At 64.7% G+C, this 21,936-nt stretch carries 15 protein-coding genes and 1 tRNA gene; 13 read left to right on the top strand and 3 right to left on the bottom strand.

Going from position 1 to position 21,936, the window contains the following annotated elements; genetic code table 11:
* Nucleotides 1–418: 418 nt before the first annotated feature.
* From E4487_RS22535 to E4487_RS22490, 10 genes are all read left to right on the top strand, one after another.
* Complete coding sequence (locus tag E4487_RS22535) at nt 419–3,190, top strand: bifunctional glycoside hydrolase 114/ polysaccharide deacetylase family protein (RefSeq protein ID WP_175254433.1); 2,772 nt, start codon at nt 419–421, stop codon at nt 3,188–3,190.
* Nucleotides 3,168–6,770 (top strand): tetratricopeptide repeat protein, encoded by a 3,603-nt coding sequence (locus E4487_RS22530; protein WP_175254432.1) that lies wholly within the window; start codon nt 3,168–3,170, stop codon nt 6,768–6,770. The genes E4487_RS22535 and E4487_RS22530 overlap by 23 nt, the downstream gene beginning before the upstream one ends.
* Nucleotides 6,771–6,797: 27 nt before the next feature.
* Nucleotides 6,798–7,316: a hypothetical protein gene (locus E4487_RS22525; protein ID WP_037056873.1), complete on the top strand. Its 519-nt coding sequence runs from the start codon at nt 6,798–6,800 to the stop codon at nt 7,314–7,316.
* 5 nt (nt 7,317–7,321) lie between these two features.
* Nucleotides 7,322–8,689 carry a PelD GGDEF domain-containing protein gene (locus E4487_RS22520; protein ID WP_175254431.1) on the top strand — a complete coding sequence of 456 codons (1,368 nt, stop codon included), beginning with the start codon at nt 7,322–7,324 and terminating at the stop codon, nt 8,687–8,689.
* Nucleotides 8,667–9,656, top strand: coding sequence for a HEAT repeat domain-containing protein (locus E4487_RS22515; RefSeq protein ID WP_037056857.1), 990 nt, complete (start codon nt 8,667–8,669; stop codon nt 9,654–9,656). The genes E4487_RS22520 and E4487_RS22515 overlap by 23 nt, the downstream gene beginning before the upstream one ends.
* Nucleotides 9,653–11,179 carry a GT4 family glycosyltransferase PelF gene (gene pelF, locus E4487_RS22510; protein ID WP_051800661.1) on the top strand — a complete coding sequence of 509 codons (1,527 nt, stop codon included), beginning with the start codon at nt 9,653–9,655 and terminating at the stop codon, nt 11,177–11,179. The genes E4487_RS22515 and pelF overlap by 4 nt, the downstream gene beginning before the upstream one ends.
* Nucleotides 11,180–12,550, top strand: a complete 1,371-nt coding sequence (gene pelG / locus E4487_RS22505) for an exopolysaccharide Pel transporter PelG (RefSeq protein ID WP_175254430.1) — start codon at nt 11,180–11,182, stop codon at nt 12,548–12,550.
* 292 nt (nt 12,551–12,842) lie between these two features.
* Nucleotides 12,843–14,426 carry an aldehyde dehydrogenase (NADP(+)) gene (locus E4487_RS22500; RefSeq protein ID WP_175254429.1) on the top strand — a complete coding sequence of 528 codons (1,584 nt, stop codon included), beginning with the start codon at nt 12,843–12,845 and terminating at the stop codon, nt 14,424–14,426.
* A gap of 255 nt (nt 14,427–14,681) precedes the next feature.
* Nucleotides 14,682–14,981 (top strand): YceK/YidQ family lipoprotein, encoded by a 300-nt coding sequence (locus tag E4487_RS22495; RefSeq protein ID WP_134677604.1) that lies wholly within the window; start codon nt 14,682–14,684, stop codon nt 14,979–14,981.
* A complete protein-coding gene (locus tag E4487_RS22490) occupies nt 14,978–15,253 on the top strand; it encodes a hypothetical protein (protein WP_134677605.1) in 276 nt (91 codons plus the stop codon). The genes E4487_RS22495 and E4487_RS22490 overlap by 4 nt, the downstream gene beginning before the upstream one ends.
* A gap of 96 nt (nt 15,254–15,349) precedes the next feature.
* Here the strand turns inward: E4487_RS22490 and E4487_RS22485 are convergent, their stop codons facing one another.
* Both E4487_RS22485 and E4487_RS22475 read right to left on the bottom strand, forming a co-directional pair.
* On the bottom strand, nt 15,350–15,526 hold the full coding sequence (locus tag E4487_RS22485; RefSeq protein ID WP_167494373.1) for a hypothetical protein: 177 nt from the start codon (nt 15,524–15,526) through the stop codon (nt 15,350–15,352).
* A 629-nt stretch (nt 15,527–16,155) separates the two neighbouring features.
* Nucleotides 16,156–16,232: transfer RNA gene (locus E4487_RS22475), tRNA-Arg, on the bottom strand.
* A 339-nt stretch (nt 16,233–16,571) separates the two neighbouring features.
* On the opposite strand from E4487_RS22475, the gene gabD reads away from it, so the two are divergent.
* Together gabD and gabT are read left to right on the top strand one after the other, a co-directional pair.
* Nucleotides 16,572–18,023 (top strand): NADP-dependent succinate-semialdehyde dehydrogenase, encoded by a 1,452-nt coding sequence (gene gabD / locus E4487_RS22470; protein WP_037052695.1) that lies wholly within the window; start codon nt 16,572–16,574, stop codon nt 18,021–18,023.
* Between the two features lie 188 nt (nt 18,024–18,211).
* Nucleotides 18,212–19,492, top strand: coding sequence for a 4-aminobutyrate--2-oxoglutarate transaminase (gabT, locus tag E4487_RS22465; protein WP_037052697.1), 1,281 nt, complete (start codon nt 18,212–18,214; stop codon nt 19,490–19,492).
* Between the two features lie 149 nt (nt 19,493–19,641).
* Here gabT and E4487_RS22460 read toward each other — a convergent pair whose 3' ends face one another.
* The gene (locus E4487_RS22460) at nt 19,642–20,001 is read right to left on the bottom strand and encodes a cupin domain-containing protein (protein WP_037052698.1); all 360 of its coding nucleotides are present in this window, start codon (nt 19,999–20,001) and stop codon (nt 19,642–19,644) included.
* Between the two features lie 255 nt (nt 20,002–20,256).
* Here E4487_RS22460 and E4487_RS22455 point away from each other — a divergent pair, with 255 nt between their 5' ends.
* Nucleotides 20,257–21,750: an aldehyde dehydrogenase gene (locus tag E4487_RS22455; RefSeq protein ID WP_037052700.1), complete on the top strand. Its 1,494-nt coding sequence runs from the start codon at nt 20,257–20,259 to the stop codon at nt 21,748–21,750.
* Nucleotides 21,751–21,936: the final 186 nt, after the last annotated feature.

Genomic DNA, 21,936 nt, shown 5'->3' with positions numbered 1-21,936 from the left:
TAGCGCAGCGACGGGCTGCTGGTCTGGATTGAGGTGGCGCCGCGCAACGGCTTCGTGACCGTCTGTCGGTGGAATGGGCGGCGGCATTCGCGAATCCGCGTCTTGACAGGTTTTTGGCGCTCCGCCTCGACACGCCTTTGTCCCTGATATTAAAGGGTTGTTTCCCGTGTGACGGATTTCACGTTAGTGCTCGACGGTAATTTGACTAACTTGAGGGCTGTTCGTTTTTTTGGTCATTGTCTGATCAAAAAATTGACATATCCTTGGTTGGGCTGATTCAATATGCCAGCTTTTTGATGTCAAGTTTCGCTCGGTTTCCGTGGGGTGGAGCCGGTTTCCTGACGTTTATGGGGGAAGTCTCGTCAGAGGCTTTTGTCGAGCAGTAAGCGCACAAGCGCTCTTTCCAGTGCAGTAGGTCATGCAGGTGAAGTCCTCCAAGGGAATTGCCCGGCTTTTCGGCCTGGCGGTCGCATTTTTCGCTTCCACGACATTTGCTCAGCCTGCCAGCGTAGCCTTCTGGTACGCCGATCAGTTGCCCCTGCCCGAGTTGTCGCAGTTCGAGTGGGTGGTGGTCGAGCCCGGTCATGCCGCGTCGAAGGATCTGGATTACCTCAAGGCCCAGGGCAGTGAGGTCTTCGCCTACCTGTCCGTCGGCGAATTCGCTGGCGATGTCACCCAGGCGGGGTTGAGCGAGGCGACCAGTGCTGTGCGCAACGCTGCCTGGAACAGCCAGGTGATGGACCTGGACTCTCCGGCCTGGCGCGAATACCTCTTCGAGCGCGCCAGCGCGCTGCGTCAGCAGGGGTACGCCGGCCTGTTCCTCGACACCCTGGACAGCTTCCATCTGCAGGCGCAGGCGCTCCAGGACGGTCAGCGCGAGGCGCTGAAGAGCCTGCTGAACGAACTGCACCGGCGTGAACCGACGCTCAAGTTGTTCTTCAACCGTGGTTTCGACGTGCTGCCAGAGCTGCCGGGCGTTGCCGCCGCAGTCGCCGTCGAGTCCCTCTATGCCGGGTGGGATGCGGGCGGTGGTTACAAGTCGGTGTCGCAGAGCGATCGTGACTGGTTGCAGCTGCACCTCGACAAGGTGCGGGCCCAGGGCATTCCTGTGGTGGCGATCGAGTATCTGCCGCCAGAGCAGCGCGAACAGGCGCGCCAGCTGGCTGCGCGGCTGACCGAGGAAGGCTTCATCCCCTACGTGACCTCCCCTGCGCTGAATGCCATGGGCATCAGCGGCGTGGAGGTCCAGCCCCGGCGTATCGCCCTGGTCTACGATGCGCGCGAGGGCGAGCTCGAAGACAATCCGGGGCACGTGCACCTTGGCGGCCTGCTCGAATACCTGGGGTACCGGGTCGACTACTGGCCGGCCGATACCACGCTGCCGCAGCGCCCGCTGAAAGGGCTCTACACGGGCATCGTGGTGTGGATGACCAGTGGCTCGCCGGTGGACCGCGATTACTTCGAGAACTGGCTGGGCCAGCGTCTCGACGAGCAGGTGCCGATTGCCTTTCTCGCCGGGATGCCCACCGAGAACGACAGCCTGCTGGATCGCCTGGGCATCCGCACGCGCTCGCAGCCGGTCGGCAAGGATGCCGTGCTGCTGTCCCACGACGCCACGCTGGTTGGCGGCTTCGAAGCACCGCTGCGTGTGCGCACGCGGGAAGTTCCGCCGCTGACCGTGACCGCGCCCGAGCGCACCCAGGCAGCGTTGTCCCTGCAGAACGAAGACCGTGTCTACGTGCCGGTGGCCACCGGGGACTGGGGCGGCTACGCGATGGCGCCCTATGTATTCGAGGAGGGGCTCGATCATCGGCGCTGGATGCTCGACCCGTTCGCCTTCATCGCCCGTGCCTTCAAGCTGCCGGCGTTGCCACGCCCCGACAGCACCACGGAGAACGGCCGGCGCATCGCCACCGTGCACCTGGACGGCGATGGTTTCGTGTCCCGTGCCGAGGTCCCCGGTTCGCCTTACTCGGGTATCCAGGTGCTGGAGGATTTCATCAATCCCTACCCGCTGCTGACCTCGGTGTCGGTGATCGAGGGTGAAGTCGGTCCGCGAGGCATGTACCCGCACCTGGCGCGTGAGCTGGAGCCCATCGCCCGCAAGATCTTCGCCAATCCCAAGGTCGAAGTCGCCAGCCATACCTTCAGCCACCCGTTCTTCTGGCAGCCGGAAAAGGCCTCGCAGCGCGAGAACTTCGAGGCGGAATACGGCTACATGATGGCCATTCCGGGCTACAAGACGCTGGACCTCACGCGTGAGGTCGTCGGCACGCGGGACTACATCAACCAGCGCCTGACCACTCCGAAGAAGCCGGTGAAGATGATCTTCTGGTCCGGTGATGCCATGCCCAGCGCCGAAACCATCAAGCTGGCGTATGACAGTGGTCTGCCGAACGTCAACGGCGGCAACACCGTGCTGACCAAGGCCTACCCCTCGCTGACCGGTCTCTATCCGCTGATCCGGCCGACCTCCGGCGGGCTGCACTTCTACGCCCCGGTGATCAACGAGAACGTCTACACCAACCTGTGGACGGGACCCTACTACGGCTTCCGCGACGTCCAGGACACCTTCGCGCTGACCGACAGTCCGCGCCGCCTGCGCGGCTTCCACCTCTATTACCATTTCTACTCGGGGACCAAGCAGGCCTCCATCCGGGCCATGCGCCAGACCTACCAGACCATTCTCGATGGCCAGCCGCTGTCGCTGTGGATGAGCGACTACATCAAGCGGGTCGAGGGACTGTACCGCGCCAGCCTGGCCAGGCGCAGCGACGGCAGCTGGCAGGTGAAGGGCCTGGTAGGCATGCGCACGCTGCGCCTGGATCCGGCCCTGGGCTGGCCGGACCTGGCCCGCTCCAGGGGCGTCGCCGGGGTGCGTGATCTGCCGCAGGGGCGCTACGTGCACCTGAGCGGCGCCGATGCGCTGCTGGCCCTGCGCGACACCCGTGACCCGCGCCCGGCACTGGAAGAGGCGAACATTCCGCTGACCGCCTGGCGTTACCTGGACGACAAGCGCGTGACGTTTTCCTTCCAGGGCGAGTTTCCGCTCAGTTTCAGCGTGCGCTCGGCCGGTTCGTGCCATGTGAAGGCAGGGGGCGGCCGGTTCAGCGGCACGCACGACGATGGCGTATGGCACTTCGAATTGCCGATGAAGCAGGTGAGCGATGCGCAACTCATCTGTAACTAAGAAAAAGGTGCCGCGCACACGCCTGCTCAACCCCTGGATGATCCTGCTGGTTGCCGGGTTCGTGGTGGCGTTGCTGGCGCTGTCGTACAAGAGCGAGGACGTGTTCCTGCCGGACGCGGACGACCGGCCGGACGCCGTCGCCATCAGTTACACCGAACTGCTGATCAAGGCCCACCCGGAAGACGACAAGCTCAAGCTGCGCCTGATCGATCAGCTGATTCAGGTCGGTGACTTCACCCGTGCCCGCGAGTACCTGGAGCAGTTGCAGGGCCGTCTGCTGTCCGCGACGCCGTTCTACTCGGCGATGCTCGACGTGCTGCGTGCCCAGGCCCAGCCGGACGGTATCAGCGATGCACAGCGGGCGGCGCTGATCGACGAACTGCGCAGCCTGAAGATCGCCGACCTGGACAATGCCATGCTGGAGCGCCTGGCGCGCTACTCGCTGGAGATCGGCGGACTGGACGTCGCCGTGCTGGCCTACCGCGAGCTGGCCGAGCGCGACAGCGAGAAGCGCACGCACTGGCTGGGCGAGGCGGCGATCTGGAGCCTGGCCAACAACGACCAGAGTGGCGCGGCGCAGCTCTATGAGCAGCTGGCGGCGGAAGACAGCGATCCGCAGGTGCGCATGGAACACCTGCGAGAAGCGTTCGATGCCCTGCTCGCGGCGAATCATCCCGAGCAGGCGGCGCAACTGCTGGCCCTGCACCTGGACGAACTCGACGCGCAACAGGCTTCCCTCGACTGGCTGGCAGCCGGTGTCGATGCCGCCCAGGGCGGGCGCCGCTATGACCTGGAGGAAAGCTTCATTCAGCGCTGGCTGAGCCTGAAGAGGGACGACCCGCGCGCACTGACTGCCGATTTCCACCTGAGCCTGGCATCCGGTGCGGTCGACCGGGCCTGGCAGCTGGCCCCCGAGTTGCTGGCGCTGACACCCGACGACTACGACATGGTGGCCGAAGTGGCGCGCCTGGCCGAGTGGACCGGACACACCCAGCAGGCGCTGAGCTACTGGGTACAGATGCTGGCGCAGCGCGAAGACCCGGAGCTGCGTGAGCGGGTCTGGCGCTATGCCCTGCAGCTGTTCGATTTCGACCAGGTGATCGCGACGCTGTCCACCATCGACGCCCACCGGCAGATGACCGATGTGGAGATCGACACCCTGGTCTACAGCCACGAAACCCGCGGCACCCCCGAGGATGCCGAGGCCTGGCTGGTGGCCTACCTGCAGCGCTACCCCAACCACCTGTTCGCGCGGCAGCGCCTGCGCATGCTGATGGAGAACACCCAGCAGTTCAGGAAGGAAGTGCAGCAGTGGCAGCTCCTGGCAGCGCTCAAGCCGCTGACGATCAAGGAGCGCATCCGCTGGGCCAAGGTGCACTGGAACCTGTTCGAGCCGGATCTGGCCTGGCAGGTTCTGACCGCAGCCGATTCACCCGAGGTCGACGATCCCGAGTTCTGGCAGCTGCGCGCCAATCTGGCCTGGGAACTCGAGCGTGATGGGGAAGTGCGCGCCTCGTACGATCGCCTGCTGAGCCTGAAGGTGCCCCTGGAGCTGGAGGATGAGGATCGCCTGATTCGTCTGTACTGGGATAGCGACCCCAAGCGATCCCTGCAGATTCTCATCGATAGCTGGCAACGCACGGGCCGGGTGACGCGTCTGATCGTCGCGCTGGAGTTGGCGGAGCGACTGGGTGACTGGAATGCCCTGAGAATGCTGCTGGCCGGCGCGGAACAGTCGCCCAATGGACGCGACAACTCGCAGTACTGGGTTGCCCGTGCCGCGCTGGCTGCCCAGGACGGCAACTTCGACCAGGCCCAGGCCTACTACCAGCAGGCGCTGGCGCTGTTCCCCAGTGACAATCTGGTGCGCCAGCGCATCCTGTGGTTCTACATCGACAACGCCCAGCGCGACTCGCTGGCGCAACTGCTGCCGGAGTGGCGTGCCCTGGCCGTGACGGACAGCCGGCTGTGGTTGCCCTATGCCACCGGCTATATGTTGCTCAACAACACCCGGGAAGCCTTGCGCTGGTTCCGTCAGTACCTCAAGTCGAATCCATCGGACCGTCTGGTGCTCGCGGCCTACGCCGACGCGGCCGAGGCCGCCGGCTACGCAGACCTGGCCTGGCGTCTGCGCCGCCAGCTGCTGCGCGACCTCAATCTGCAACGCGTCACCGCGACGCCCGAAGGCTATGCCATGTACCTGCGCCTGCTGGCCGGGTCGCAGGGCACGCTGACGTCGCTGGCGCAGGCGAAGCGTCTGTGGAACGGCGAGCAGGCGACGCTGCAGCTGTGGTTCGAGCATTTCCTCGAGCGCCTCGATGCCAGCAACCAGTCGGCGCTGAAGGACGACTGGCTGGCCTGGGGGGCGGCGCGCGGGCTGAAGGCCGGCAGCTACGACGAGATTCAGCAGGCGCTGCGCAACGACAACCATGCGCAGATGCAGCGTCTGCTCGAACACGGTGGGCTCGATGCCGCGAATACGGTGGAAGTGCTCTCGCGTCTCGGCCATGAGGGCGAGGCGCTGGCCTCGGGACTCAGCGCCCTGGGCGATGGACAACCGGATTCGATTCGCCAGCAGCTGCTCTCGCAGACCACCGGCATGCTCGAGCGCTCCCCGCAGGGCTTGCAGCTGGGGTGGCAGAATACAGACTTCGGCGACCTGGACATCAAGGGGCCGCGTCTGCAGGTGGCCCGCTACCTCGGCGATGACTGGTATGCCGACCTGCAGCTCGAGCAGGGCCGCTACAACAGCCCGAATCTGGACAGCGCGGTACTCGGCAACGAGCGCAACCTCAAGCTGGAGGCGCGCCGCACGCTGGACGACGGTGACCTGCGCCTGATTCTCGACAGCAGCCTGCGCGACGACGATGACCGCCATGGCCTGGGCATCGAACGCAGCTGGCGCCTGAGCTCGCGTGATGAGCTGGGGCTGGCGTTCGACTGGCACCGCGAGGCCGAGGACACCGGCCTGCTGCGCGCCCTGGGCATGCGCGACGGCGTGCGTCTCCGGGGCCAGCACGGCTTCTCCGCGCGTGACCAGTTGAGCTGGTCGCTGACGCACAACCGCTACAGTTCCCGGCAGGGCGATGCCATCGGCAGCGGCCAGGGCGTGTCGCTGGAGTGGGGCCACACGGTGTTCTTCGACGACCCGTCCTGGTTGCTGCGTTCGGGCGTGGACTATCAGAACAACAGTGTGGAGAGCGAGGTCGCCACTGACCTGCTCAACGCCAATGGCGGTGCCTACATTCCGTTCGACAACGAGCCGGGCGCCACGATCGAAGGCACCGAGCTGATGCAGAGCCGCTATGGTCAGCTCTATGTCGCCAGCACCTGGCGGCGAGGCTTCCCGGGCGCCCTGAACAGGACACGTCCGCAGTTCACCTGGATGATCGATACCCTCGCCGGCTGGCAGTGGACGGAGCGGCAATTCAACTACGGCATCAACGTCGGCATCGGCGTCGAGCTGTTCGGCGACGACGAGCTGGCCATGACCCTCGGTTATCAGTCTGCCCCCAGAGGGGGGGAGGGTGATCCCGGTGGTTCGCTCGGTATTACCTACAGCACCCGTTTCGGGCGCTAAGCAAGGATTCTCAAAGGAGGAATGAAGATGCAAAGCATACGTTGCCTGGCCCTGGTGGCCATTGCACTGTTCGTCACGGGTTGCTCCAGTTTCAGCGGCGGCGGCAACCAGACGCTGCCGCGCGATGCCTCGTGGGGCGTCGCCCCGCTGGTCAACTATGCCCAGGCGCCGCAGGCCGGCGAGCGCGCCGAGCAGATCCTGATCAGCATCCTGGCTGAGGAGGGTGTGACCCCGCTGATGTACCCGCAGCAACCGCAGAAGGACCTGCTGCTGCAGGACGACCGTGAGCGTCAGAGCCAGGCGCTGGCCTGGGCGCGTGAGCAGAAGCTGGCCTACGTGATCACTGGTAGCGTGGAAGAGTGGCAGTACAAGAACGGCCTGGACGGCGAGCCGGCAGTCGGCATCAGCCTGCAGATTCTCGAACCGGCCAGCGGTCGTGTGGTCTGGAGTTCCAGTGGCGCACGCGCCGGCTGGTCCCGTGAGAGCGTTGCAGGTGCTGCCCAGAAAGTGCTGCGCAAACTGGTAGGTAACCTCGACTTCGAGTAATCACGATGCAGTCTGCCCACAAGGATTTCACTCTAGCGCCAAGGGCCAGCGGCCGCGTTTCCTGGTGGGAAAGCTGCCTGCTGACGCTCCTGGCCCTCGGTTTCGGCTACTGGCTGTCGCCGGCGGACCCGCTGCTCGTGGCAGCGTCGTTCCCCTGGATGATCCTGGTGCCGATACTGCTCGGCGTTCGCTACGGATTCCTCCAGGGGCTGTTCAGTGCGGCGCTGCTGATCGCGGCGCTGTTCGTGCTGCGCATCGCGGGGCACGAGCTGTACGCGGATACGCCAGCCTCCTTCATCGTCGGCATGCTGCTGTGCAGCATGCTGGTCGGCGAATTCCGCGACATCTGGGAACGCCGTCTGGAGCGCCTGAGCCTGGCCAACGAATACCGCCAGCTGCGCCTCGACGAGTTCACCCGTTCCCACCACATCCTGCGCATTTCCCACGACCGCCTGGAACAGCGGGTGGCCGGCAACGACCAGAGCCTGCGCAGCTCGCTGCTCAGCCTGCGCCAGCAACTGCGTGCGCTGCCGGGGGATCACGATGCGCTGAAGACGCTGGCCGATTCGGTGCTGTCGCTGCTCGGCCAGTACGGCTCGCTGCGGGTCGCGGGACTGTACCGGGTCATCGACAACCAGCGTATCGCCCAGCAGCCGCTGGCCGTGCTGGGGGAGATGGGCGAGCTCAAGGGCGCCGACATCCTGCTGAAGCAGTGCCTGGAGCGTGGCGAGCTGGTCAGCGTGCGTTCCGACGTGCTCGATCGTGGAGAGGGCGGGCGCCATTCGATGTTGCAGGCCTGTGTGCCGCTGATCGACACCGAGGAGCGCATCCTGGCCGTGCTGGCCATTCAGCAGATGCCGTTCTTCATGTTCCATGAGCGCAGCTTCAGCCTGCTGGCCATCCTCGCCGGGCACATCGCCGACCTGCTGATGAGCGATGCGCAGGCCCTGCAGCTGCCGGATGCCGACGCCCAGCAGTACTCGCAGCTGCTCAAGCGTTCGCTCAGCGATGCGCGCGATCACGGCCTGCCGGCCAGCCTCTTCGCCTTCGAGCTGGCGGAGGACAACGGCGAGGAGGTCCAGCGCCTGCTGGAGAGCAGCCAGCGTGGTCTGGACGTGCAACTGAAGGTCATCAACGGGCGCGGCAGCCGCCTGGTGCTGGTCCTCCTGCCGCTGACGTCGGGCGAGGGCTCCAAGGGCTATCTGGTGCGTCTGAAGCAACTCTTCGCCGAGCGCTTCGGCCAGGGTCGCGAGCTGGAATCACTGGGTGTGCAGACCCATCGATTCCTCTTCGAAGGTGGCGACGAGCGCGATGCGCTGCGGCACTTCCTGTTCAACGAGTGTGCCCTGAATGATCAGCAAGTGGCTGTTTAGCGGCGCCGCGCTGCTCGAACTGGGCAGCTGGGCCAGTGCGGTCAGCGACCTGCCGGCACACCAGGCAGCGTTGCTGTATGCCTCCGCGCATGGCCTGGGCAGCGCCATGCTGACCGCCGGCATCTGGCTGCTGCTGCCACGCCGTTATCGCTTTCCGCTGCCGTGGAGCCCGCTGTTCATCTTCAGCCTGTCGTTCTTCATTCCGCTGATCGGCATGATCGGCGTCGCCCTGGCGCTGTTCCCCGCGCTCTACCTGCCGCGCAAGCGCAAGGTCCAGCCCTGGGAAGCGACGGCGGTGCCCGAGCTGCCGTTCCGCCCACGGGAGCGCACGCGCGAACTGATGTTCAGCGACGGCGGCCTGCAGGACGTGCTGCGCCACGCGCCGGACCCGGACCAGCGCCTGACGGCGATCTTCGCCACGCGGCGCATGCGCAGCAAGGAAGCCATCCCGATTCTCAAGCTGGCCCTGCGCGACCCCTCCGATGACGTGCGCCTGCTGGCCTACTCGATGCTCGACCAGCGCGAAAGCCGCATCAACCAGCGCATCGAACAGGCGCTGGCGAGCATGGAAAAGACCAAGGCCGAGCGCAAGTTCGCCCTGCATGGCCAGCTGGCGCGCTGGTACTGGGAGCTGGCCTACGTCGGCCTGGCCCAGGGCAGCGTGCTCGAACACGTGCTGCAGCAGGCCTGGAGCCATGTCGGCACGGCGCTGCAGGGTGAGCCGAGTGGCGAGCTGCATCTGCTGGCCGGGCGTATCGCCATGGAACTGGGCAACCTGGACGAGGCCTCGTCCCAGTTCGAGCAGGCGGCGCAGACCGGCACGGGCGCGGCGCAGCTGGCGCCCTACCAGGCCGAGATCGCCTTCCGCCGGCAACGCTACGACGAAATCCCGCAGATGCTGGCCAGCATGCCGGCTGACATGTTGCAACGCCCCCCCTTCGCGGCATTGGCAAAATACTGGCTATGAGTGAGAAAACCACCGTTCCCGACGTGCAGAACGTCGATATCTGCCTGCTGCTCGAGGGTACCTGGCCGTACGTGCGCGGCGGTGTCTCCAGCTGGATCAACCAACTGATCCTGGGCCTGCCCGAGCTGACCTTCTCGGTGCTGTTCATCGGCGGCCAGAAGGAGGCCTACGGCAAGCGGCACTACGCGATTCCGGACAATGTCGTGCACATCCAGGAACACTTCCTCGAGGACGCCTGGAGCGCCATGCCCGCTACCAGCTCGCGGGCGACGCCGGAGCTCGCCGAGCTGATGATGGACGTGCACCGCTTCCTGCATTACCCGGAAGAACCGGGCAGCGAGCAGGGCGATGCCTTCGTCGACACCCTGGCGGTGGGGCGCATCGGCCGTGAGGCGTTCATGCAGAGCCGCGCCAGCTGGGACGCCATGGTCGATGGCTACACCCAGCACTGCGCCGACCCCTCGTTCGTCAACTATTTCTGGACGCTGCGCTCGATGCAGGCGCCGCTGTTCATGCTCGCCGAGGTGTCCCGGAGCCTGCCGCGGGCGCGCATGCTGCACTCCATCTCGACCGGCTACGCCGGCCTGCTCGGTAGCGTGCTGCAGCGCCGCTGGGGTTGCCACTACCTGCTCAGCGAGCACGGCATCTACACCAAGGAGCGCAAGATCGACCTGGCCCAGGCGGGCTGGATCGCCGAGAGCCCGGACGAGCGCCTGAGCACCGGCCTGGATGCGGAAGTCAGCTACATCCGCCGCCTGTGGATCCGCTTCTTCGAGCGCATCGGCCTGATCACCTATCGCTCGGCGCATTCGATCATCGCCCTGTACGAAGGCAATCGCCTGCGCCAGGTCAGCGATGGGGCGCCTGCCGAGCGTACCCGGGTGATTCCCAACGGTATCGACCTCGACAGCTGGGACCAGGCGCTGGCCAGCCGTCCCGAGGGCGTACCGGCGGTGGCGGGGCTGGTCGGGCGCGTGGTGCCGATCAAGGACGTCAAGACCTTCATCCGCGCCATCCGTGGCGTGGTCAGTGTCATTCCGGAGGCCGAGGGCTGGATCGTCGGCCCGGAAGAGGAAGACCCCGACTACGCCGCCGAATGCCACAGCCTGGTGGCGAGTCTCGGCCTGCAGGACAAGGTGCGTTTTCTCGGTTTCCGCCAGGTGCGCGAGGTCGTCCCGCAGCTGGGCGTGATGGTCCTGACCTCGATCAGCGAGGCGCAGCCGCTGGTGGTGCTGGAGGCCTGGGCGGCCGGTACGCCGGTGGTGACCAGCGACGTCGGCTCCTGTCGCGAGCTGGTCGAGGGCTTTAGCGAGGAGGATCGCCAGCTCGGCACGGCTGGCGAGGTGGTGGCGATCGCCGACCCCCAGGCCACCTCGCGGGCAATCCTCTCCCTGCTACGCGATCCGCAGCGCTGGCATGCCGCCCAGGCGGTCGGCCTCGAACGTGTGCGGCGCTACTACACCGAAGAACTGATGCTCGCCCGTTACCGCGAGCTGTACCGCGAAGGCACGGAGAGCGCGTAGATGGCCGGCATAGGTTTTGAACTGAGGAAGATCCTCTCCAAGGATTCCTACACCTCGACGATGCGCGCCTACCTGTATGCCGGCCTGATCAGCTCCGGCCCCTGGGTGCTGTCGATCATCAGCGTGATGCTCATCGGTGTGCTGAGCCTGGGGGCGGTGCTGCCGGAAACGCTGATCGGCCAGTTCCTGGTCACGGTGACCTACCTGATGGCCACGTCGCTGATCCTGACCGGCGGCCTGCAGCTGTTCTTCACCCGCTTCGTCTCCGATCGCCTGTTCGAGCGCCGCCTGGACATGATCCTGCCCAACCTGGTGGGCATCCTGCTGCTGGTCACGGTGTTTTCCGGGCTGCTGGCGATCATCGTGCTGAGCCTGCTGTTCGACCAGTCCTTCTCCTACCGCCTGCTGGTGATGGCCAACTTCGTCGTGCTCTGCAACCTGTGGCTGGTGATCATCTTCCTGTCGGGGATGAAGGCGTACAACCGCATCCTCGGGGTGATGTTCCTCGGCTATTCGCTGATGGTGGCGTCGGCCTACCTGCTGCGCTTCCTGAACATCGACGGCCTGCTGCTGGGCCTGCTGATCGGCCACTCCAGCCTGCTGTTCATCTTCCTCTTCGACATCCTCCGTGAGTATCCGGCCGAGCGCCTGGTCGCCTTCGACTTCCTCAAGCGCCGCCAGGTGTTCATCAGCCTGCTGCTGACCGGGCTCTGTTACAACCTGGGCATCTGGATCGACAAGTTCATCTTCTGGTTCAACCCGACGACCTCGGAAGCGGTGATCGGCCCGTTGCGCGCCTCGATTCTCTACGACCTGCCGATCTTCCTCGCCTACCTGTCGATCATCCCCGGCATGGCCGTGTTCCTGGTGCGCATCGAGACGGACTTCGCCGAATGGTACGAGCGCGTCTACGACGCGATCCGGGGAGGTGAAACCCTGCAGCACATCGGCTGGCTGAAGGAGCAGATGATCCTGGCGATCCGTCAGGGCCTGATGGAAATCTGCAAGGTGCAGGGCCTGACACTGGTGCTGCTGTTCCTGCTGGCGCCGCAGCTGCTGTCGTGGCTGGGCATCTCCCACTACTACCTGCCGCTGTTCTACATCGACGTGATAGGCGTGAGCATCCAGGTCGTGTTCATGGCCCTGCTCAACGTGTTCTTCTATCTGGACAAGCGCGCCATCGTGCTCGAACTGTGCGTGCTGTTCGTACTGGCCAACGGTGCGTTGACCCTGTTCAGCCAGATGCTCGGCCCGACCTTCTTCGGCTACGGCTTCACCCTGTCGCTGCTGCTGTGCGTACTGCTGGGCCTGTACCGGCTCAATGACGCGCTGGAAGACCTGGAGTTCGAGACCTTCATGCTCAGTCGCTGACTGCGCAGCAGCTGCAAGACCTGCCGGCCCGCCAGAGGGCCGGCGCACCCCTCGCTGCCGTGCTGCAGCGACGTTCCTCCATGCTGCGGAACTCACCGCCGCCACTGGGCAGGCTGTCGTGCCCGATCGCCTGCAGGAAAGTCGCGAGACTGCCGGGGGAGGACAAATACCTAAGTCATCACTTATCATACGTCCTACAACTGTGCAGACGGTTGCGAATCCCGGCATTGCTGCCGGGCTCATACAGTGTCCCGATGGCGCCCCGTTCGCCATCATCTGACAGGAGAACGCCATGCTGAGTCTGACTGGCCACAATTACATCGGCGGTGAGCGCCGTGCTGCGGGCACCGTGGAGCACAAGAGCCTCGACGCCAGCAGCGGTGAAGCGCTGCCCTACACCTTCATCCAGGCCACGCCGAAAGAAGTCGACGCCGCTGCCCAGGCCGCTGCCGCCGCCTATCCGCTCTATCGCAACCTGTCGGCCGTGCGCCGCGCCGAGTTCCTCGAGGCCATCGCCGACGAGATCGACGCCCTCGGCGACGACTTCGTCGCGCTGGTCACCCGCGAGACGGCGCTGCCGGCTGCCCGCATCCAGGGCGAGCGTGGCCGTACAAGCGGCCAGATGCGCCTGTTCGCCAAGGTCCTGCGTCGCGGCGACTTCTATGGTGCACGCATCGACCGCGCCCTGCCGGAGCGCCAGCCGCTGCCGCGTCCGGACCTGCGCCAGTACCAGATCGGCGTCGGCCCGGTCGCGGTCTTCGGTGCCAGCAACTTCCCGCTGGCCTTCTCCACCGCCGGTGGCGATACCGCGTCGGCCCTGGCGGCCGGCTGTCCGGTGGTGTTCAAGGCGCACAGCGGCCACATGGCGACCGCCGAGTGCGTGGCCGATGCGCTGATCCGCGCCGCGGAGAAGACCGGCATGCCCAAGGGCGTGTTCAACATGATCTTCGGCGGCGGCGTCGGCGAGATCCTGGTCAAGCACCCGGCCATTCAGGCCGTAGGCTTCACCGGTTCGCTGAAAGGCGGTCGTGCCCTGTGCGACATGGCCGCTGCCCGTCCGCAGCCGATCCCGGTGTTCGCCGAGATGTCCAGCGTCAACCCGGTGATCGTCCTGCCGGGTGCACTGAAGGCGCGTGGCGCCACCGTGGCCAAGGAACTGGCCGGCTCCGTGGTCCTGGGTTGCGGTCAGTTCTGCACCAACCCGGGCCTGGTCATCGGCATTCGCAGTGCCGAGTTCAGCGAGTTCGTCGCCGGGCTGGCCGATGCCATCGGCGCACAACCGGCGCAGACCATGCTCAACGCCGGCACCCTGCGCAGCTATGCCAACGGTGTGGCGCAGCTCAGCGGGCATGCCCGGGTCAGCCGCCTGGCAGGCAACGAGCAGGCCGGCAACCAGGCCCAGCCGCAACTGTTCAAGGCCGACGTCAGCATGCTGCTGGAAGGTGACCACCTGCTGCAGGAAGAAGTCTTCGGCCCGACCACCATCGTCATCGAAGTCGCCGACAGCGCCGAGCTGACCCGCGCCCTGCAGAGCATGCACGGCCAGCTGACCGCGACCCTGATTGCCGAACGCGACGACCTCGACGCCTTCCGCGACCTGCTGCCGCTGCTGGAAGTCAAAGCCGGCCGCGTGCTGCTCAACGGCTACCCGACCGGCGTGGAAGTCTGTGATGCCATGGTCCATGGCGGCCCGTACCCGGCGACCTCCGACGCCCGTGGCACGTCCGTCGGCACCCTGGCGATCCACCGCTTTCTGCGTCCGGTGTGCTACCAGAACTACCCGGACGATGTCCTGCCAGAGGCCCTGCAGAACGCCAACCCGCTGGGTATCCAGCGCCTGGTCGACGGCGTGCACAGCCGCGACGCGCTGAGCTGATTCGAGCGCTGTAACGAACAATGCCGCACCCTTGGGTGCGGCATTGTTCGTTCAGGCGGTTGCAGTCTTACTTGGCGGCTGCCTGAGTTTTCTCCACCGCCTGGATGATTACCTTGGCGACATCGCCTGGGCGCCAACGCTGGGAGTGATCTAAGCCACATCTTCAGGCCGGAAGCGGTAGTCGAGGTTGTGGCCTGGCGGGCAGATGCGTACCCTGCTTTGCGGCCATGATGGCCTCGAATGGAAAAGGATTTCATGCTCAAACGCATTTATCGAATCTCCGCGCTGGCTATTCTAGTGAGCGCATTGTCTGGCTGCGGCACACTGTTCGGCCGATCATCTAGCAGCCATTTCGGGCCCGATTATTACTCCGGCACTGCCTACAACTTTGGCCTGCTGTTTGGCTCCGATGAACTCAATCGCGGCTACTTCCCGGCCACGCTCTGGTGCTGGGCATCGATAGCCTGCCCGGTGTTGACGGTTTATTCGATGCCGGTGGATTTCGTCGTCGATACTGCCATGCTGCCCCGTGATATCTACGAGGCAAGACGATGAACTCTGTCGCTTTGAAATGCCTGCGAGTATTCAGGGTCGCTCTTCCCGTACTGCTGACGCTGGGGTTTAACGACCTGGCGCTGGCCAGTTTCTCATATGGCAATCAGCGTCTTGCCGCCAGCGCAATTGATCTGCTGGCCAAATTCGTGTTTGCCTTCGTTGCGCTCACCGTCATTGGTGCCGTCGTGATGATCATCGGTGATATTCGCCGCTGGCTGCGTCGCAAGTCTGGAAAGGATCAACGCGAGGATGATCAACCCAGAGAGCTCTAGCCTGCCTGCGAATGCCCCGGTGCTGATGGGCAGCAACTGATAGTGTCGATAAGGCACAAGGCTAGGGTTCGACACCTGGGCCTTGTACTTTGTGGCCTAGTCTCCGCCTCCACCACCATCGCCGAAGCCTCCGCCCCCGAGGTCAGGGTTGGAATCCTGCCCGTTCAGACCGCTGCGCTTGCGCCGCTGCTGAGGTAATTTGGGCCTCGAGCGTTGCCAGGAATAAATCGAGAGCACCACGAAGGCGGTCACGATCAGCGTCAGAATTTCCATGCGCTTTCCTCCATCCTCTGCTGCTCATCTCGAGCACCTACGAACGCCTGATAAGGCCATTGCCGTCGCGATGTATGCACCATGAACGGTAAACCCTAGGGCGCGTAACGAGATGTGGCTCGTCTCTGATCTATGAGTCCGCTCTACTGCCTGGGTTCTATCGCGTTTCCAGGCCTTCATATGCCCTGACGTCACGATGTGATGCGCATCCAGCTATCAAGTTGTTCGCGGAGTTTGCGATACGCATCCTGCGACATCGGCCAGGAAGGCTCTGGCAGAAAGGGATTGCTCATGCTCAAACGCCTTCATCGAAGTCCGGCGCTGGTGTTCTGGGCGGTGCGCTCGCCGCTTGTGGCACGCTCTTCGAACGTACCAGCAGCAACGCCTTCGGGTACGGCCCGTGATGTTGGCCTGCGGTTCTGCTCAGGGGATCTCAAGCGCGGCTACTTCCCTGACACGCTCTGGTGCTAGGCATCTATTGCCTGTCGCATTCTCACTCTGTACTCGCTGCCGGCGGATATCGTCGTCGATACCGTTGCGCTGCCATATGGCATCAAGCAGGTTCACAACTGAGTCGCACCTGCAGAAACAAAAAGGCCCCAGGTTTTCACCTGGGGCTTTTCATTATCTGGCGCATCCGGCGGGATTCGAACCCACGACCCCTGCCTTCGGAGGGCAGTACTCTATCCAGCTGAGCTACGGATGCGTTGCGGGGCGCAATCATACGCATGTCGGCGGTTAGCGTCCATTGTGCATGAGTGTTCGTTATTTCAAACGAGCTTTACACTTTTTGCCCTGCCGAGGGCCCCTGTCACAAGTTTTTTGTCATTCTTTCGTCGATTTAGCCCCTCCGGGTATTGCCCTTTACCCGTGCCGATCCTAGGATTCGTTTGAGATTTCAAACGCAGTGTTCAGCTATTTCGAACCCTTCGCCAATCCGCCACTCTGAATCCATTACCTGGCCCACGTAGCGCTGTACGTTGCGTGGACCCTGCTCAATGACTCCACCCCCGACGCCTGGCGTCGGCATCTGAAGGAGACTGCCATGCAACTGCAAGACGCCCAACTGTTCCGCCAGCAGGCCTATATCGATGGCCAGTGGCTGGATGCCGACAGCGGCCAGACCATCGCCGTGAACAACCCGGCGACCGGCGAGATCATCGGTCATGTACCGAAGATGGGCCGCGCGGAAACCCGTCGTGCCATCGAGGCCGCCGAGAAGGCGCTGCCGGCCTGGCGCGCGCTGACCGCCAAGGAACGTGCGGGCAAGTTGCGTCGCTGGTTCGAGTTGCTGATGGAGAACCAGGACGACCTCGGTCGCCTGATGACCCTGGAGCAGGGCAAGCCGCTGGCCGAGGCCAAGGGCGAGATCGCCTACGCCGCCTCCTTCATCGAGTGGTTTGCCGAGGAAGCCAAGCGTGTCTACGGTGACGTGATTCCGGGCCACCAGCCGGACAAGCGCCTGATCGTGATCAAGCAGCCGATCGGTGTCACCGCTGCGATCACCCCGTGGAACTTCCCGGCCGCGATGATCACCCGCAAGGCCGGCCCGGCGCTGGCCGCCGGTTGCACCATGGTCATCAAGCCGGCGTCGCAGACGCCGTTCTCCGCCCTGGCCCTGGTCGAACTGGCCGAACGCGCCGGTATTCCGCAAGGCGTGCTGAGCGTGGTCACCGGCAGCGCCGGTGAAGTGGGTGGCGAGCTGACCGGCAACCCGATCGTGCGCAAGCTGTCCTTCACCGGTTCGACCGAAATCGGTCGCCAGCTGATGGCCGAGTGCGCCCAGGACATCAAGAAGGTATCGCTGGAGCTGGGCGGCAACGCGCCGTTCATCGTCTTCGACGACGCCGACCTGGATGCCGCCGTGGAAGGCGCGCTGATCTCCAAGTATCGCAACAACGGCCAGACCTGCGTGTGCGCCAACCGCATCTACGTGCAGGATGGCGTGTACGACGCCTTTGCCGACAAGCTCAAGGCAGCCGTGGCCAAGCTGAAGATCGGCAACGGCCTGGAAGATGGCACCACCACCGGCCCGCTGATCGACGAGAAAGCGGTAGCCAAGGTCCAGGAGCACATCGAGGACGCGCTGGCCAAGGGCGCCAAGCTGGCCCTCGGTGGCAAGCCGCATGCCCTCGGTGGCACCTTCTTCGAGCCGACCATCCTGGTCGACGTGCCGAAGAACGCCGCCGTGGCCAAGGAAGAGACCTTCGGCCCGCTGGCGCCGCTGTTCCGCTTCAAGGACGACGCCGAAGTGATCGCCATGGCCAACGACACCGAGTTCGGCCTGGCCTCGTATTTCTACGCCCGTGATCTGGGCCGCGTGTTCCGCGTGGCCGAGGCGCTGGAGTACGGCATGGTGGGGATCAACACCGGCCTGATCTCCAACGAAGTGGCGCCGTTCGGCGGCGTGAAGGCGTCCGGCCTGGGCCGCGAGGGTTCTAAGTACGGGATCGAGGATTACCTCGAGATCAAGTACATGTGCCTGGGCGGCATCTGATTCGGGAACCTGATGGTTTCCAGATGGGGGCAAGGTGCGAAAGAGCGCGCGGCGCCCCCGGTTGTACCGAGTAGAACCTGTTGCGTCCCCGCCGGCCCGGCGCAGTCGATCATCGTATGCTGCGCCGACCACCCGCCGGGGGCATTCATCCTTTCACCGAGCCGCCCGATGACGGCCATGAGGACACCATGAGCAAGACTAACGAATCCCTGTTGCAACGCCGCCAAGCCGCCGTACCGCGTGGCGTCGGCCAGATCCACCCGATCGTCGCCGAGCGCGCCGAGAACGCCACCGTCTGGGACGTCGAGGGTCGCGAATACATCGATTTCGCCGGCGGTATCGCCGTGCTGAACACCGGCCACCTGCATCCGAAGGTGATCGCCGCCGTTCAGGAGCAGCTGGGCAAGCTGAGCCACACCTGCTTCCAGGTGCTGGCGTACGAGCCCTACATCGAGCTGTGCGAAGAGATCGCCAAGCGTGTGCCGGGCGACTTCGCCAAGAAGACCCTGCTGGTCACCTCCGGCTCCGAAGCCGTCGAGAACGCGGTGAAGATCGCCCGTGCCGCCACCGGCCGCGCCGGTGTGATCGCCTTCACCGGCGCCTACCACGGCCGCACCATGATGACCCTGTCGCTGACCGGCAAGGTGGTACCGTACTCCGCCGGCATGGGCCTGATGCCCGCCGGTGTGTACCGCGCCCAGGCGCCGTGCCCGCTGCATGGCGTGAGCGAGGACGAGTCCATCGCCAGCATCGAGCGCATCTTCAAGAACGACGCGCAGCCGCAGGACATTGCCGCGATCATCATCGAGCCGGTCCAGGGCGAGGGTGGTTTCTACGTCAACTCCAAGCCGTTCATGCAGCGCCTGCGTGCCCTGTGCGACCAGCACGGCATCCTCCTGATCGCTGACGAAGTGCAGACCGGTGCAGGCCGTACCGGCACCTTCTTCGCCACCGAACAACTGGGCGTGATCCCGGACCTGACCACTTTCGCCAAGTCCGTTGGCGGCGGTTTCCCGATCTCCGGCGTGTGCGGCAAGGCCGAGATCATGGACAAGATCGCCCCCGGCGGCCTGGGCGGCACCTACGCCGGCAGCCCCATCGCCTGCGCCGCGGCCCTGGCCGTGCTGAAGGTCTTCGACGAAGAGAACCTGCTGCAGCGTTCCAACGCCGTGGGCGAGATGCTCAAGGCCGGCCTCAATGCCATCGCCGCCAAGCACAAGGTGATCGGTGACGTACGTGGCCTCGGTTCGATGGTCGCCATCGAGCTGTTCGAAGGCGGTGACCACGACAAGCCGGCGGCCGAGCTGGTCGGCAAGATCGTCGCCCGTGCACGCGAGAAGGGCCTGATCCTGCTGTCCTGCGGCACCTACTACAACGTCATCCGCTTCCTGATGCCCGTCACCATCCCTGACGCGCAGCTGGAAAAGGGCATCGCCATCGTCGCCGAGTGCTTCGACGAGCTGGCCTGAGCCGCGTCTGTCATACCTGCGCCCGCGGCTCGCCAGGCCGGGCGCCCCTGAGACCCGCCTTGTGCGGGTCTTTTTTTGCCGGTACGGCGGGCAGAAAAAGGCCCGCACAAGGCGGGCCAAAGGGTGACAAGCAACAGGAACCGGGGCGCTTAACTGGGCTCGAAGATCACATAGACCTTGCGGCAGGTTTCCAGGACTTCCCAGGTGCCGGAGAAGCCGGCAGGAATCACGAAGCGGTCGCCGGCGCGCACGGTCTTGGCGTTGCCATCGGCATCACGCAGTACGGAAACGCCCTGGAGGATCTCGCAGTACTCGTGCTCGGTGTAGCTCACCGTCCACTGGCCGACAGCGCCTTCCCAGATGCCGGTGCTGAACTGGCCGCAGGGGCTGCTGTAGTGGTTGCGCACGCTCTGCTCGGGGTCACCCTTGAGCACTTTCTCCTGGGCTGGACGATAGTGTTCGGGGGCGGTGTTGGCCTGGGCGAAGTCGACGATCTGCTCGATGTTCATCTGGCGTATCCATGGTGATCGGTGGCGACGAGCGCACGGCCTGGAGGGGCCGCGACGGGAGTAGCGTGGCGGCAGTCTATGTTTAATAAAACGAACATGACAAGGCTTTTTGCACGACTTTGTCAAAAATATTGAAAAGCCCCAGCCCAGTGGTTTAGTGTGGCGCACAGGATTTGGCCAGCTAACTGGCCTTGCAGAATTATTGACAGTGCGCGCCTGAACAAGGCGCCACTTCCACCTTATGAGGATGCCGGAATGACTAGCCTGACTCGTGCCGACTGGGAACAGCGTGCCCAGAACCTGACCATCGAAACCCGCGCGTTCGTGCAGGGCGAGTACCGCGATGCGGAGTCGGGTGCCACCTTCGAGTGCATCAGCCCGGTCGATGGCCGCCTGCTCGGCCTGGTGGCCAGCTGTGACCAGGCCGACGCCGAGGTGGCGGTCAAGAACGCCCGTGCCACCTTCGACTCCGGCGTCTGGTCGCGCCTGGCGCCGGCCAAGCGCAAGAAGGTGATGATCCGCTTCGCCGAACTGATCGAGGCGCATGGCGAGGAGCTGGCGCTGCTGGAAACCCTCGATATGGGCAAGCCGATCAGCGACTCGCTGAACATCGACGTTAGCAGCGCGGCCAATGCCATCCGCTGGAGCGGCGAGGCCATCGACAAGATCTACGACGAAGTCGCCGCCACCGCGCATGACGAGCTGGGCCTGGTGACGCGCGAGCCGGTCGGTGTGGTCGCGGCCATCGTGCCGTGGAACTTCCCGCTGCTGATGACCTGCTGGAAGCTCGGCCCGGCGCTGTCGACCGGCAACTCGATCATCCTCAAACCCTCCGAGAAGTCGCCGCTGACCGGTATCCGCATCGCCCAGCTGGCCATCGAGGCCGGTATCCCGGCCGGTGTGTTCAACGTGCTGCCGGGCTTCGGCCACACCGTTGGCAAGGCGCTGGCCCTGCACATGGATGTCGACACCCTGGTATTCACCGGCTCGACCAAGATCGCCAAGCAACTGATGATCTACGCCGGTGAGTCGAACATGAAGCGCGTCTGGCTGGAGGCCGGCGGCAAGAGCCCGAACATCGTCTTCGCCGACGCGCCGGACCTGCAGGCCGCTGCCGAGTCCGCCGCCAGTGCCATCGCCTTCAACCAGGGCGAGGTGTGCACCGCCGGTTCGCGTCTGCTGGTGGAGAACGCCATCAAGGACAAGTTCGTGCCCATGGTGGTCGAGGCCATCAAGGCCTGGAAACCGGGCAACCCGCTGGACCCGGCCACCAATGTCGGCGCGCTGGTCGACACCACGCAGATGAACAACGTGCTGGCCTACATCCAGGCCGGCCACGAGGACGGCGCCAAGCTGGTGGCTGGCGGTAGCCGGGTGATGGAAGAGACCGGCGGTACCTACGTCGAGCCGACCATCTTCGACGGCGTGAGCAATGCCATGCGCATCGCCAAGGAAGAAATCTTCGGCCCGGTGCTGTCGGTGATCGGTTTCGATACCCAGGAAGAAGCGGTGGCCATCGCCAACGACACCATCTACGGCCTGGCCGCCGCTGTATGGACCAGCAACCTGTCGCGTGCCCACCTGGTCGGCAAGGCGCTGCGTGCCGGTAGCGTGTGGATCAACCAGTACGATGGCGGTGACATGACCGCACCGTTCGGTGGCTTCAAGCAGTCCGGCAACGGCCGTGACAAGTCGCTGCATGCGTTCGACAAGTACACCGAACTGAAAGCGACCTGGATCAAGCTGTAAGGGCAGCGGGGCGTCTTCTCCGGCGTTGACCCGGAAGATGGTCGGCAGGCGCTGCCTGCGTTCGGCGATGCACTGCGATCACTGCTCACTCCGTGACCCGGTGATCGGCTCCCCTCTTCCATTCATGGGCAAGGGGGAGAGGGCCGGGCGTTCAGCGAGACGGCCGGCGACCGCGCTCTGAAACCT

Origin of the sequence: Pseudomonas sp. BMW13 (assembly GCF_013357275.1) — a bacterium.
Classification (GTDB): Bacteria; Pseudomonadota; Gammaproteobacteria; order Pseudomonadales; family Pseudomonadaceae; genus Aquipseudomonas; species Aquipseudomonas khazarica.
This window is presented reverse-complemented; position numbering and strand designations above follow the sequence as displayed.